An 11,971-nucleotide genomic window follows, 5' to 3' on the forward strand; every position below is an offset into this window, starting at 1 on the left:
GGGTCGAGCTCGGCGCGGTCGGCGGCGGGCGCGGCGTAGTAGGCGCGGCCGAGCCCCGGACCGAGACTGCCGCCGACGCCGTAGCCGGTCCAGAGGTCGCCGGTGAGGAAGTCGACCGCGTCGGTCGCGGGCGACAGGTACGCCTCGTCGCCGGTGTAGAGGTAGGCGTTCGCGAACGCGCGCGTGACCGCGGCGTTCGTGTCGATCGGCTTCTCGTAGGCGACGTCGCCCCAGTCGCGGGTCCCCGCGAACCGGAAGAAGCCGCCGGCGACGTCGTCGGCGAGGTGGTCGCGCACCGCGTCGAGCGTCCGGAGGGCGCGGTCGCGGTCGCGCTTCAGCGCGAACTCGACCGTGCGGGGAAGCGGGAACTTCGCGTCCGTCCCCCAGCCGGCGTACTCCTCGTCGTACTGCACCTCCAGCTGCCCGGCGAGGTGGCTCTCGACCGCGTCGGACAGCTCCCCGCGCGGCGGGAGGTCGGCGTCGAGCGCGCGGGGGACCCGCCCCGCCGACCGCCCCTTGTCGGCCCACATCCGGCGGACGGATTCGAGCACCTGCCGCATCCCGTCGACGTCGAGGTAGCCCGCGCCGGTGAGCAGCTCGCCGTCGGGCGTGAGGAAGGCGGTCGTCGGGAACCCGCCCATGTTGTACCGCTCCCGGACGCGCGGGTGGCGGTCGACGTCGACGCGGACCGGGATGAACCCCTCGTTGACGTTGGCGGCGATCCGGGGCTCGGCGTACGTTGCGGCGTCCATCTCGTGACAGCCCTCACACCACGTGGCGGACAGCGAGAGGAGCACCGGTCGGTCGCGCTCGTCCGCCTCGGCGAACGCCTCTGGCCCCCAGTCGCACCACTCGACGTGCGTCTCGTCGGTCATACGTGGGGTCGGGTCGGCCCGTGGGTAAGCGCTTCGAGACCGGCGAGAGGGGGAATCCGAGGACGGGAGGAGCGAGAGGACAGGAGAAGCGAGAAGGCGGGAGGAGCGAGAGGGCGGGCGCGTTCGAACGGGTCGGTGCCGCTGGAGGGCGGCGCCTCGGTACGGTGCGGCTCGTCGGTCAGCGCTTGTAGTCGTGGCCGAGCGCGAGCGCCAGCGCGTTCGCGAACAGCAGGGCGACGAACAGCAGCCCGGTGCCGCCCTCGAGCCCCATGTACAGCAACACGGGGTAGGCGGCGGGGATGGCGATCGCGGCCCAGAAGGCCGCGGCTTTCACGGTGCCGGTCATCAGCCCGGCGACCTGTCGGCCGGACGCGAGGCGCGTGGGGGCGGGGATTGACATGGACACTTCTCCGTACGACGGGGACCCCCATATAGCCGGTAGAGGGTTCGGGGAATTTCACCACGTTTCTCGGCGGGTTAGTGACATTTTAAAACCGGCTGAGAAACGTTTTAAACGTTTATCAACTCTTCTAATCCTTTTTCGGTCGCGATCGACGACCGCCGCGGGTCGCCGGCGATCGCCTCCGCCAGCGCGGCGAGAGCACGCTGCCGCGGAACCAACCGCTTTGGCCCTTCGGAAGTACCTGCAGGTATGACGAACACGGAGTCGACGCGGGACCGCGAGACGCGCAGAGAGGAACGGATCGTGACCGACGGCGGACCGACGCCGCACGTCGTCGTCGTCGCCTGCGGCGGCACCATCGCGTCCGAGCCCGACGACGGCGGCGCGGCGCCGGCGAAGACCGGCGACGACCTCGTCGCGGCGGTGCCGGGCGTCGAGCGACGCGCGACCGTGAGCGCCCGCGAGGTCTGCGCGCAGCCGGGGTTCGACGTGCGGTGGCGCGACGTGCTCGCGACCGCAGCCGCCGCGCGCGAGGCGATCGCGGACGGCGCCGACGGCGTCGTCGTCACCCACGGCACCGACACCCTCGCCGACACCGCGTTCGCGCTCGACCTCCTCACCGACCTCCCGGCGCCGGTCGTCGTCACGGGAGCCCAGCGTCGGCTCGACGAGGCCTCGAGCGACGCGCCGGCGAACCTGACGCTCGCGGTGCGGGCCGCCGCGGACGACCGGTTCGCCCCGGGGGTCCACGTCGCGTTCGACGACGAGCTCCACGCCGCCCGCGACGTGATCAAGGGCCACAGCAACGCGCTCTCGACGATGACCTCGCCGGGGACCGGTCCGGTGGCGACGTTCACCCGGGACGGCTCCAGGCTCGTCCGCGAGCCGCGACGCGGAGTCGACGTCGGTCCCCTCGCGGACGCCATCGAGGACGCCGCTCTGGTTCCCGAGGTGCCCGTGATCCACTCCGGGACGGGAGTCGGCGCCGCCGGGCTCGAGCGCGCCGTCGACGCCGGCGTCGGCGGGCTCGTGATCGAGGGAACCGGACTCGGGAACGTCACCGCGACGATCGGCGACGCCGTGGCCGCGGCCGTCGACGCGGTGCCGGTCGTCGTCGCCGGTCGTCCTCCCGCCGGGCCGACGGAACGGGTCTACGGGACGCCGGGGGGCGCCGTCACGCTGGCGGACCACGGCGTCACGTTCGCCGGCGCTCTCCCTGCCGCGAAGGCTCGCGTCGCCCTCGCGCTCGGCCTCGCCGCCGGGCTCGACGCGGACGGGATCGAGGCGCTGTTCGCGCCGTCGACGTAGGCGCCGAGGGCTCTCGGTCGCGGGGGCGCGGTAACTCAGACGACCGTTTGTGCTTAGACGAAGCCCTTATGCACTGCTCCCGTACCGAGGGGCATGACCGACATCACGCGACGAACGACCCTCTACGGAATCGCCGCCGCCAGCGTCGCCCTCGCGGGCTGTGCCGAGACCGTCGACCCGACGCCGGGGGACAGAAACGGCACCGACGGCGCAGACGGCGACCCGGGGAATGGTAGCGAGGACGGTGACGGAACTGACGGAGACGACGGCGACGTCGAGACCGCCGTACAACAGGTCGGCGAGGCGCTCTCGGGACCGGTGTGGGACCGCGAGCGGCGTCGGGGCTTCTGCGCGCTCGTCACGGAGGAGCACGACGCCGCGTGGCTCCTCCGGAACGCCCCGGAGGAGACGGTCGCGTTTGTCGAGGAGACCGACTTTTCGGAGTCGGTGCTCGCGTACGTCGAGTCGGTCGGTCCGACGACGTGTCACGGGGAGCTCTCGTTCGCCGACGTCGGCGTGGAAGACGGGACGCTCGTCGCGAGCGCGACCGTCGGAGGCCCCGACGACGACGAGGACGCCTGCGGGGAGGCCATCACCTTCTCCGGCGCCTTCCTCAGGGTCACGACCGACGCCCGCCCCGAGTCGGCGCGGGTCTCGATCACCGACGGGTGGGACGAGACGGCGACGGTTCGCAGCGACGACCCGCTGATCGACCCCGACGGGCTTCGCGGGGACGTCCGTCCCGACGGCGACCCGCCGAACGTCCCCGCGTCGTTCGAGTGCGACGTCGACGGGTTCGAGCGCCATCCGCAGGGGTACGAGGGCGAGGTCAACTGGGGCGGCGGCGGCGGTGCCGGATCCGACGCGGGCGGCGACGGGCCGCTCGTACTCCGGATCACGACGGAGGGGGACGACGCGGCCGACAACACCACCGTCCTCCGCGGGAATCGGTTCTGGGTCGAGCTCACGAACGTCTCCGCACGCGAGGTGCACGTCGGCAATCAGGGGAAGTACAACCTCGAGGTCCGGACCGAGTCGGGGTGGACCGAACTCCGCGGCGCCGACGGCGACGCCGCGTTCGAGTACACCGACGAGGCGATCGGCGTCTCGCCGGGCGAGAGCCTGGAGTGGGAGTTCGAGCTGACCGAGTCCGGCCTCGTCGAGGACGGACCGCACGCCGACGCGCTCCGGGTCTGTCCCGATCTCGTCCCCGGCCGGTACCGGTTCGTGTTCTGGGGTGCCGCGGACCTCGCGGTGGCGTTCGACTACGAGGGGTGACCGCGCCGCGAGAGCGGGGGGACCGAGCGCCGATCGGTGGGGAGAGCGCGTCGCCCGGCGCCGATCAGGCGCGCACCTCGATCAAGAGGTCCGACTCCGGCGACTCGCCCATCGTCTCGCGGATCCGGTCCCACGAGAGCGTCGCGCGGGCGGTCACCGTCTCGGCCGCGATGGCCCCGCAGGCGTTGCCGACGAGCAGCGGCACCTGGTAGTCGCGCGGGTCGTGCGAGAACCCGCCGTCGACGATCGCGAGCTCGCGGAGGGCCGCGCCGAGGAACCCGGCCGCGAAGGCGTCGCCCGCGCCGGCCGTGTCGACGGGGTCGACGTCGAAGCCGGGGTGTGAGACGTCGCCGTGGGGCGTCCGAATCGTCGCGCCCTCGCTCCCGAGCTTGATCGCGACGACGCGGTCCGCGGGCTCCCACGGGTCGATGTCGGTCGAATCGGCCAGCGCGTCGGCCTCGCGGTCGTTGAGGAAGAGCACGTCGACCGCGTGGAGCGCGGCGTCGAACTCGCGGTCGCCGACGCGCCGGCCGGGGTCGAAGCTGCGGGTCGCGCCGGCCTCGCCCGCGGCGGTCGCCAGCGCGGCCGCCGTCTCCGGCTGCTGGCCCGTGAGGTGGAGGTGGTCGGCCGCGGTCAGCACGTCGCGGTCGAGCCCCGCCGCGGTGAACGACTCGTTGGCGCCGTCGTTCGCCAACATCAGCAGTTCGCCGCCGCCGTCGACGATGACGTACTTCACCGAGGTGGGTTCGTCGGCGTCGACGAGCACCTGCCCGGGGTCGACGCCGGCGCTCGCGAGCTCGCGGAGCGCGAGCGCGCCCGACTCGTCGCCGCCGACGCTGCCGTACACGACCGACCGGCCGCCGAGGTCCACGAGCCCGACCGCGACGTTCGCGGCGCTGCCACCCCCGGACTGTTCGAGCCGGTCGATCCGGGTCTCGCCGTCCGGCTCCGGCAGCCGGTCGACGTGGATCGTCACGTCCCAGTTGATGTGGCCCGCGGCGATCACCTTCGGGACGCGGCCCGACTCCTCGGGCGCGAGGTCCGGGTCCTCGGCCTCCCACTCGGAGACCTCCTCGTCCCACTGCGCGACCTCCTCCTCCCAGCCGTCGCCGTCTCCGCTCCCCTTCCCGCCCGCGGTCATGGCTCCGCCCACGGCTCCGCAGCGCCCTCGCCGAACAGCTCCCGCATGAGCGTCACGATGCTCTCCGGCGGGAACTGGCCCTGTTCGGTGACGATCGCGTCCATGTACCGCGGCGGCGTCACGTCGAACGCCGGGTTCTCCACGACGATCTCGCCGATCTCCTCGCGGGTCTCCGGCCGTATCACCTCGTCTTCGGACCGCATCTCGATCTCGACGGTGTGGCCCGTCAGCGTCTCCGGGTGGAGCTTGATCGTCTGGGCCGCCGTCATGATCGGCACGCCCCGCTCGCGGGCGTTGACCGCGAGGCCGGAGGTGCCGATCTTGTTTATCACGCCGCCGTCGGCCGCGATCGAGTCGGCGCCGACGACGACGTGGTCGACCTCGTCCAGGTACCGCCGCGCCGCGGAGTCGACGATGAGCGTGACGGGAACGCCGATCTCGCGGAGCTGCTCGGCGGTGATGTGTCCCTGCTGACGCGGGCGGGTCTCCTTGACGACCGCCGAGATCGACTTCCCCTGCTCGACGGCCGCCTCGATGCACGCGAGCGCGTCCGTCGAGTGACAGTGAGTCATCACCGTGTCGCCGTCGGCGAGCCGGTTCGCGCCCACCTGTCCGAGGTCCTCCTGCGCGCGGTCGAGCTGGCGGACGAACGCCTCGCTCGCGTCGACGACGCTCCGGCGGAGCCGGTCGACGTCGTCGCCCTCCATCCGCTGGAGGACGTATCGGAGGGCGTTCGGCAGCGACACGGCCGTCGGGCGCGTCTCGCGGAGGGTCCGGGCCGCGGCGCGCATCGACGCGCGGAACGCCTCGGGGTCGCTCGCGGTCGGCCCGCTCTCCGCGGCCGCGCGGGCCTGCTCGGCGAGCGCCTCGGCCGCCGCGGACGCGATCGTCGCCGCGCCGCGGACCTCCATCGTCGCGATCTCCTCGGCGGTCTCGCTGACCGCGGTCGACAGCTCGTGCTCGGTCATACCGATCCGGTGGCCGTCCGGGTATTTATATAACCGGGCGACCGTCGAGGCGTGCGCCCTACTCCGCGTCCGGCTGCTGCCCGTAGCTCTCGAACCGCTCCTCGACGGTCTCCAGCTGGTCGTCCGTGAGGACGCGCGGCTCGCCCACCGCCGACGCCCGGAGGTAGAGCCGGCAGAGGTCCTCGACGTGGTGGGCGTTCTCGACTGCGGTCTCCAGGTCCGGGCCGGTCACCACGAGCCCGTGGTTCGCGAGGATCGCCGCGTCGGAGTCGGCCTCGGCCATCGTGGCGACGACGTTCGCGGCCAGCTCCTCGGTCCCGTACGGCGCGTAGTCGGCGAGCGGGACCTCCCGCCCCACCGACACGATCATGTAGTGGACGGGCGGGAGCTTCCGGTGAAGCGTCGCCATCGTCGTCGCCCACGGCGAGTGGGTGTGGACGATCGCCCCCGGCCGGTCGTGCTTGTAAATTCCCGTGTGCATGGGCACCTCGCTCGACGGCGCCATCCGGCCCGCCAGCCGCTCGGCGTCGAGGCCGACGACCGGCACGTCGTCGGCGTCGAAGGAGTCGTACGGGACCCCCGTCGGCGTCACCGCGACCGCGTCGCCGTCGCGGACGCTGAGGTTTCCGGTTCGACCGGGCGTCAGGTCGGCGAGCGCCGGCGCGTACTCGACGACCGCCTCGCGCGCGTCGCGGAGCAGGTCGGGGTCGGGGTCCGTCGCGTCCCAGCTCACAGCGCCACCTCCGTCAGGTCGGCGAAGGCGTCCGGACGGTAGTCGGGCCGGCGAGGACCCTCGAACTCGGCGTTGTCGTCCGAGCCCGCGTCGAACAGCGCGGTGTCCATCCCGACCGCGTTCGCGCCGGCGACGTCGGCGTCGACGTTGTCGCCGACCATCAGCGCCTCGCTCGGTCGGCAGTCGAACGCCGCGAGCGTGGTCGCAAAGGGGAGCGCGCTCGGCTTCTCGCGCCCCACCTCCTCGGAGGTGACGAGCCGGTCGATCCGGTCGTCGATGCCGAGCCGAGCGAGCTTCTGCAGTTGGACGCGCGTCGTGAGGTTCGTCACAATCGCGACGTCGGTGTCCGCCGCCGCGAGCGCGTCGAAGACCGACGCGACCCCATCACACAGCGCCATCGCGTCCATGTACCCCTCCCAGTAGGCGTCGGCGACCGCGAGCGCGGCCGCGGCGTCGTGCTCGTCGGCGTGGCGCTGGAGCGCCCGCTTGAAGTAGATGTGCCGCGAGTGAGAGGCGGCGGTGCCGCCGGTCTCGCGCTTCGCCTCTCGGCGACCGGTCGCGTACAGCTCGTCGAACGTCGCTCGGTTCATCTCGTACCCCCGCTCGCGGAACGCCGCGAGCGCCGCCCGCTTGCCCGCCTCGTTGCAGGGCGGGTACGGGTACAGGGTGTTGTCGAGGTCGAAACACACCGCCTCGTAGCTCATGCCCTCACTGGACCGGGGGACGACTTAAGCGTGGTTCGACGCGGACGACTCGGGGCGCCCCGGCGGCACCCCCCGCTTTTCACCGATGCCGCGGCCACCCCACCCCGTGATCTGATCCGTCGTCCGCGGCGGCCGAGGCTGGAGCCCGGCGCACCGTCGCGGAGGGGTTCCCGCGCCGGCTGTTCGCCACCGCCCTCAGCGAGCGGTCCGACCACCTACTGCTCGTTCATCGCCTCGCTGGCGATGTTGCGTCCGCGGGAGTTGAGCGCAACCTCCCGGCGCACCCGAACCTCTTCGACGACGTCGAGGTCCACGAGCCGCTCGAACGTCTCCTCGACGGCGTCGACGTCCATCCCGAGGAACGACGGGATCTCGAACGGCGAGACGCCGGAGTACAGCGCCATCAACACCTCCCGGTCGCGGCTGGAGAGGTCGACGTTCGACGAGCTGCGCTGCTCGCCCTTCCGGAGCCACGCCTCGACGAACCGCATGCGACTGGGGTCGCCGGCGACGTGCGTCTCGATACTCGTCCCCTCGTCGTCAGTGTGCGACACCTCGATGACGGGCTTCTTCTCTCCGTTGACCGTGCGTTTCGCGGCGTCGAGGCCACTGATGTCGTCGAGGTCGAACTCCACGAACGCGCCGCTCTCTAAGGCGGCGTTGAGGCCGTTCTCGTCGATCTTCACGCGGGCCTGCTCCCACTCGGTCTCCCGAACGACGCCGCCCTCGATCGCGGGGTGTTTGGCCGTCACCGTCCGCTGGTCGAGCAGCGCCCGATAGACGTCGAGCTCGAACGACTCGTGGTCGGACGCGGCGACGAGTAGCACCTGGTCGCCGAGGTCGAAGCTCACGTAGTTCGAGACGCGCGCGACCGACTGGTTGGCGTCGTGGCGTCCGCCGAGTCCCCGGATCTCCGAGAGCGGTATCGTGCGCTTCCCGTCGTTGCCGGCGAGGATCAGCCGCCGGTTCGAGAGCAGCACTCGGCCCGGCGTCCACGAGACGTCGCTCACCTTCCGCCCCTCGCGGACGGCGACCGCGAACCGCCCCTGCGTGTCCGTGACCTTGTACTCGCCGCCGCTGGACATCTACGGACCCCCCGCCCGGAGCTTGGAGACCGCGGAGAACACCCGCTTCCGGACTGCGGGGCTCTCGTCGTCGGTGAGCGCTTCGAGCCGGTTCAGCGTCTCCTGGCCGCCGACCTGACCGAGCACGAACACCGCCTTCGCGCGGGCCTCCTCCGGGTGTTCGGTGCCGATCCGGTCGAGCAGACGGTCCTCGACGACGGGACCGCCCAGACTCGTGAGGCTCGTGGCCGCGAACTGGGCGGTCTGCGGGTCCTCGTCGGCGAGCGCGCCCGCGAGCGCCTCGACCGCGAGCGCCGACTTCGGCTCCGCGACGCGGCCGAGGATCCACGCCGCGTTCCGCCGCTGACGGGTCTGCTGGCCGTCAGAGAGGATCTCGACGAGTGGCTCGACGACGGTCTCGTCGTCGGCGGACTTCAGCTCGGAGACGACGCGGTCGCGGACCGCGTGGCTGTGCCGGGTGGGGACGTTCGAGAGCAGCTCGATGATCGAGTACACCGCGGCGTTACGGACGCTCGCGCTCTCGTCGCCGAGCGCGCGCGCCAGCGGCTCGACCGGCTCGGGGTTGTTCGCCCTCCCGAGCGCGCCGGCGGCGATCCGCCGGAGCGACTCGTCGTCCTCGTCGAGGAGGTCGAGCAGGGGCGCGAGCGCCCGATCGGTCCCGACGTTTCCGAGCGCGTTCGCCGCGGCCCGCCTGACCCGCGGGTCGTCGTCGTCGAGCCGCTTCGTCAGGGCCGGGACCGAACGGGGGTCTGCGAACGTCCCGCAGGCCTGACAGGCACGGAGCCTGACGCGGGAGTCCCCGTCGTCGAGCGCCTCGACGAGGTGACGAAGCCCGCTCGCGTCGTCGAGGTGGGCGAGCGCGTTCGCGGCCGCCATCCGGAGCTCCGGGCGGTCGGCCGTGAGCGCGCGGGCGAACTTGCGTGCGGTGACCCACTCCGCCTCCGATCCGCTTGTCCCGGTGAGCTCCGAGAGGAGCTGTTCGAGCGCCTCCTGTCCGAGCTCGTCGAGCGCGTCGACAGCGGCCCCGCGGACCTGCGCGTCGTCGTCGTCCGTGGCGGCACGGAGGAGCACGTCGACGGTCGCCTGGTCCGATTCGTGGCCGACCTCGCCGAGGAACTCGGCCGCGCGTCGTCGGACCGCGGGGCTGTCGCTCCCCAGGGCGTCCCGGAGCCGCTCGACGTTCCCGTCCCGAGCGTACTGGTACAGCGACATCACACCCTCTCGAACACTCGTCGACGCTTGTCGATCGGTTCGTACCGGTCCCTGCGGTCCGGCGGGACGCTCTCCGTCATCCCGAGCACCAACACGCCGTCGTCCGCGAGCGACGCCTCCAGCGTGTCGAACAGCGCCCCTTTGTGGTCGACGTCGATGTAGATCAACAGGTTGCGACACAACACGACGTCGAACGGGTCGCGCGCGCCGTCGCGGATCAGGTCGTGCGTCTCGAACTCGACGAGCCGCTTGACCGCCGAGCGGACGCGAAAGGCGTCCCCGTCGCGCTCGACGTAGCGATCGGGGTCCGACAGCGGCGCCAGCTCCTCGGCGATGTCGGTCGTTCGGGTGGTGTGGTAGACGCCGGCGCGGGCGTCGTCGAGCGCCTCCTCGCTGATGTCCGAGCCGAGCACCTCGACCCGGGAGTCGTCGATCTCGGGGTCGTCACAGGCCAACATCGCGACCGAGTACGGCTCCCGACCGTCCGCGGAGGGGGCCGACCAGACGCGGACCCGCCGCTGCTCGCTCGTCCGTTCGCGGAGCACGTCGCGGAGCACGTCCCACATCTCGGGGTTGCGGAAGAACTCCGTCACGTTGATCGTGAGCGCGCCCATCAGCGCCCGCCGTTCGTCGGCGTCCTCGCGGAGCAGGCGCTCGTACTCCGCGTGCGACTCCGTGTCGCGGCGACGCATTCGCGCCGTGATCCGCCGGTCGAGGTACGACTCGTTGTAGTACCCGGGTTCGAACGGGACGGCGTCGTCGATCTGTCTGAGGACGCCCTCGAACTCCGTCTCGGCCTCGCCGCTCATAGGCTCACCACGTCGAGCACGGCCACGACGTCGCCGTCGCCGAGGACCGCCGTGCCGCTGAGTCCCGGCGTCCCCGACAGAGGGCCGTCGAGCGGTTTCACCACCACCTCCTCTTGATCCAGGACGGCGTCGCAGCGGAGCGCGACCTGCCGCGTCTCCTCGCGGATCCGGACGAGCATCCCCTCGTCGACCACGCCGTCGGCCATGTCGCCGTCGTCGACCACGCCGCCGTCGGCCGTCGCGGCCCCCGCGTCGACGACGGCGCTGTCGCCTCCTGCGGGGTCGTCAGCGCCCAGCCCGGCCGCCGCGGCGCCGCTGTCCCCGAGCCGATCGCGCAGTCGGATCACCGGGTAGAGGTCGTCTTCGTGCCGGACGATCTCGTCGCCGTGGACCTCCTCCACGTCGTCCGCGCGGGCGACCTCGGCGATCGACTTGATCGGGATCCCGTACTCCGTGCCGCCCACGTCGACGAACATCACCTTCACGATGGCAACGGTGACCGGGAGCCGGAACCGGACGATCGTCCCCTCGCCCGGGTCGCTCTCGATCGCGACGGAGCCGTCGAGGTCGCGGGCGGTCGTCCGGACGACGTCCATCCCGACGCCGCGCCCGGAGACGTCGGTCACCTCCTCCGCGGTGGAGAAGCCGGGGTGGAACACGAGGTCGTACGCCTCGTCGTCGTCCATCGCCTCGACCGCCTCCCGGCTCTTGACGCCCTCCTCGACCGCCTTCTCGCGGAGCCGGTCCGGGTCGAGTCCGCCGCCGTCGTCGGCGACCTCGATGATCACGTGGTCGCGCTCGCGCTCGGCCGTGAGCCTGACGTGTCCGGTCGGGTCCTTGCCGGCGGCCTCGCGCTCGTCGGAGGGCTCGATCCCGTGGTCGACCGCGTTCCGCAGGACGTGGACGAGCGGGTCGCGCATCTCCGTCAGGATGGTGCGGTCGAGCTCGACGTCGGCGCCCTCGATCTCGAAGTCGATACGCTTGTCCAGGTCCCGCGAGACGTCGCGCACGAGCCGCGGGAACGAGTCCGACACCTGCGAGAACGGGATGAGCCGCATGTCCATCGCGGTGTCCTGCAGGCTCGAGGTGAGCTTGTCGAGTTCGTCCAACGTGTCCGACTTCGCGTCGGCGGCCTCCAGCTCCCGCCGGAGCTTGATCCGGCTCGTCACCAGCTGCTCGACGAGCCCGTACAGCTCGTCGACCTGGTCGACGTCCACCCGGATGGACTTGATCTCGTCGCCGGAGTTTGAGTCCGACCCGCCGGACGACGAGTCGGTGTCGTCGGGTGCGTCGGTCGCGGAGTCGTCCGCGTCGGCCGCCTCCGACTCGGCTCCCTCCGGGTCCGCGGGCTCGAACCCGTCGTCGGGTGCCGCGTCAGCGTCGTCGGTCTCGTCCGCATCCGCGGTCGCGTCGCTGTCTTCGGCCGTCGCCGCGTCCTCTCCGCCGACCGCGACC

The 11,971-nt window shown here is 72.0% G+C and carries 12 protein-coding genes; 2 read left to right on the forward strand and 10 right to left on the reverse strand.

The window, feature by feature from the left end:
* A partial coding sequence (locus U4E84_RS14685) for a DUF255 domain-containing protein (RefSeq protein ID WP_322532863.1) occupies positions 1 to 875 on the reverse strand: 875 nt, incomplete at its 3' end.
* A gap of 178 nt (positions 876 to 1,053) precedes the next feature.
* A complete protein-coding gene (locus tag U4E84_RS14690; protein ID WP_322532864.1) occupies positions 1,054 to 1,275 on the reverse strand; it encodes a hypothetical protein in 222 nt (73 codons plus the stop codon).
* A 252-nt stretch (positions 1,276 to 1,527) separates the two neighbouring features.
* Between U4E84_RS14690 and U4E84_RS14695 the strand changes: the two genes are divergently transcribed.
* Positions 1,528 to 2,586, forward strand: a complete 1,059-nt coding sequence (locus U4E84_RS14695) for an asparaginase (RefSeq protein WP_322532865.1) — start codon at positions 1,528 to 1,530, stop codon at positions 2,584 to 2,586.
* A gap of 93 nt (positions 2,587 to 2,679) precedes the next feature.
* On the forward strand, positions 2,680 to 3,864 hold the full coding sequence (locus U4E84_RS14700) for a hypothetical protein (protein WP_322532866.1): 1,185 nt from the start codon (positions 2,680 to 2,682) through the stop codon (positions 3,862 to 3,864).
* Between the two features lie 64 nt (positions 3,865 to 3,928).
* Here the strand turns inward: U4E84_RS14700 and U4E84_RS14705 are convergent, their stop codons facing one another.
* The 8 genes from U4E84_RS14705 to U4E84_RS14740 form a co-directional block, all read right to left on the reverse strand.
* Positions 3,929 to 5,005: a PfkB family carbohydrate kinase gene (locus U4E84_RS14705; protein ID WP_322532867.1), complete on the reverse strand. Its 1,077-nt coding sequence runs from the start codon at positions 5,003 to 5,005 to the stop codon at positions 3,929 to 3,931.
* Positions 5,002 to 5,973 carry a ribose 1,5-bisphosphate isomerase gene (locus U4E84_RS14710; protein ID WP_322532868.1) on the reverse strand — a complete coding sequence of 324 codons (972 nt, stop codon included), beginning with the start codon at positions 5,971 to 5,973 and terminating at the stop codon, positions 5,002 to 5,004. The genes U4E84_RS14705 and U4E84_RS14710 overlap by 4 nt, the downstream gene beginning before the upstream one ends.
* Positions 5,974 to 6,031: 58 nt before the next feature.
* Positions 6,032 to 6,706, reverse strand: coding sequence for a class II aldolase/adducin family protein (locus U4E84_RS14715; protein ID WP_322532869.1), 675 nt, complete (start codon positions 6,704 to 6,706; stop codon positions 6,032 to 6,034).
* Positions 6,703 to 7,410, reverse strand: coding sequence for an HAD family hydrolase (locus U4E84_RS14720; RefSeq protein WP_322532870.1), 708 nt, complete (start codon positions 7,408 to 7,410; stop codon positions 6,703 to 6,705). The genes U4E84_RS14715 and U4E84_RS14720 overlap by 4 nt, the downstream gene beginning before the upstream one ends.
* Before the next feature lie 215 nt (positions 7,411 to 7,625).
* Positions 7,626 to 8,495, reverse strand: a complete 870-nt coding sequence (locus U4E84_RS14725) for a CheF family chemotaxis protein (RefSeq protein WP_322532871.1) — start codon at positions 8,493 to 8,495, stop codon at positions 7,626 to 7,628.
* Positions 8,496 to 9,707, reverse strand: coding sequence for a HEAT repeat domain-containing protein (locus U4E84_RS14730; RefSeq protein WP_322532872.1), 1,212 nt, complete (start codon positions 9,705 to 9,707; stop codon positions 8,496 to 8,498).
* The gene (locus tag U4E84_RS14735; protein WP_322532873.1) at positions 9,707 to 10,516 is read right to left on the reverse strand and encodes a protein-glutamate O-methyltransferase CheR; all 810 of its coding nucleotides are present in this window, start codon (positions 10,514 to 10,516) and stop codon (positions 9,707 to 9,709) included. Before U4E84_RS14735 ends, U4E84_RS14730 begins: the two co-directional genes overlap by 1 nt.
* On the reverse strand, positions 10,513 to 11,971 hold a 1,459-nt coding region (locus U4E84_RS14740), incomplete at its 5' end, for a chemotaxis protein CheA (RefSeq protein WP_322532874.1). The genes U4E84_RS14735 and U4E84_RS14740, both read right to left, overlap by 4 nt.

It is taken from the genome of Halorubrum sp. AD140, assembly GCF_034497445.1.
Taxonomy (GTDB): Archaea; Halobacteriota; Halobacteria; order Halobacteriales; family Haloferacaceae; genus Halorubrum.

Bases quoted from the DNA above. Each gene is read 5' to 3' on its own strand.
- U4E84_RS14705 (WP_322532867.1), bottom strand. From the start codon at position 5,005: ATGACCGCGGGCGGGAAGGGGAGCGGAGACGGCGACGGCTGGGAGGAG.
- U4E84_RS14695 (WP_322532865.1), top strand. From the start codon at position 1,528: ATGACGAACACGGAGTCGACGCGGGACCGCGAGACGCGCAGAGAGGAA.
- U4E84_RS14720 (WP_322532870.1), bottom strand. From the start codon at position 7,410: ATGAGCTACGAGGCGGTGTGTTTCGACCTCGACAACACCCTGTACCCG.
- U4E84_RS14690 (WP_322532864.1), bottom strand. From the start codon at position 1,275: ATGTCAATCCCCGCCCCCACGCGCCTCGCGTCCGGCCGACAGGTCGCC.
- U4E84_RS14710 (WP_322532868.1), bottom strand. From the start codon at position 5,973: ATGACCGAGCACGAGCTGTCGACCGCGGTCAGCGAGACCGCCGAGGAG.
- U4E84_RS14735 (WP_322532873.1), bottom strand. From the start codon at position 10,516: ATGAGCGGCGAGGCCGAGACGGAGTTCGAGGGCGTCCTCAGACAGATC.
- U4E84_RS14700 (WP_322532866.1), top strand. From the start codon at position 2,680: ATGACCGACATCACGCGACGAACGACCCTCTACGGAATCGCCGCCGCC.
- U4E84_RS14730 (WP_322532872.1), bottom strand. From the start codon at position 9,707: ATGTCGCTGTACCAGTACGCTCGGGACGGGAACGTCGAGCGGCTCCGG.
- U4E84_RS14725 (WP_322532871.1), bottom strand. From the start codon at position 8,495: ATGTCCAGCGGCGGCGAGTACAAGGTCACGGACACGCAGGGGCGGTTC.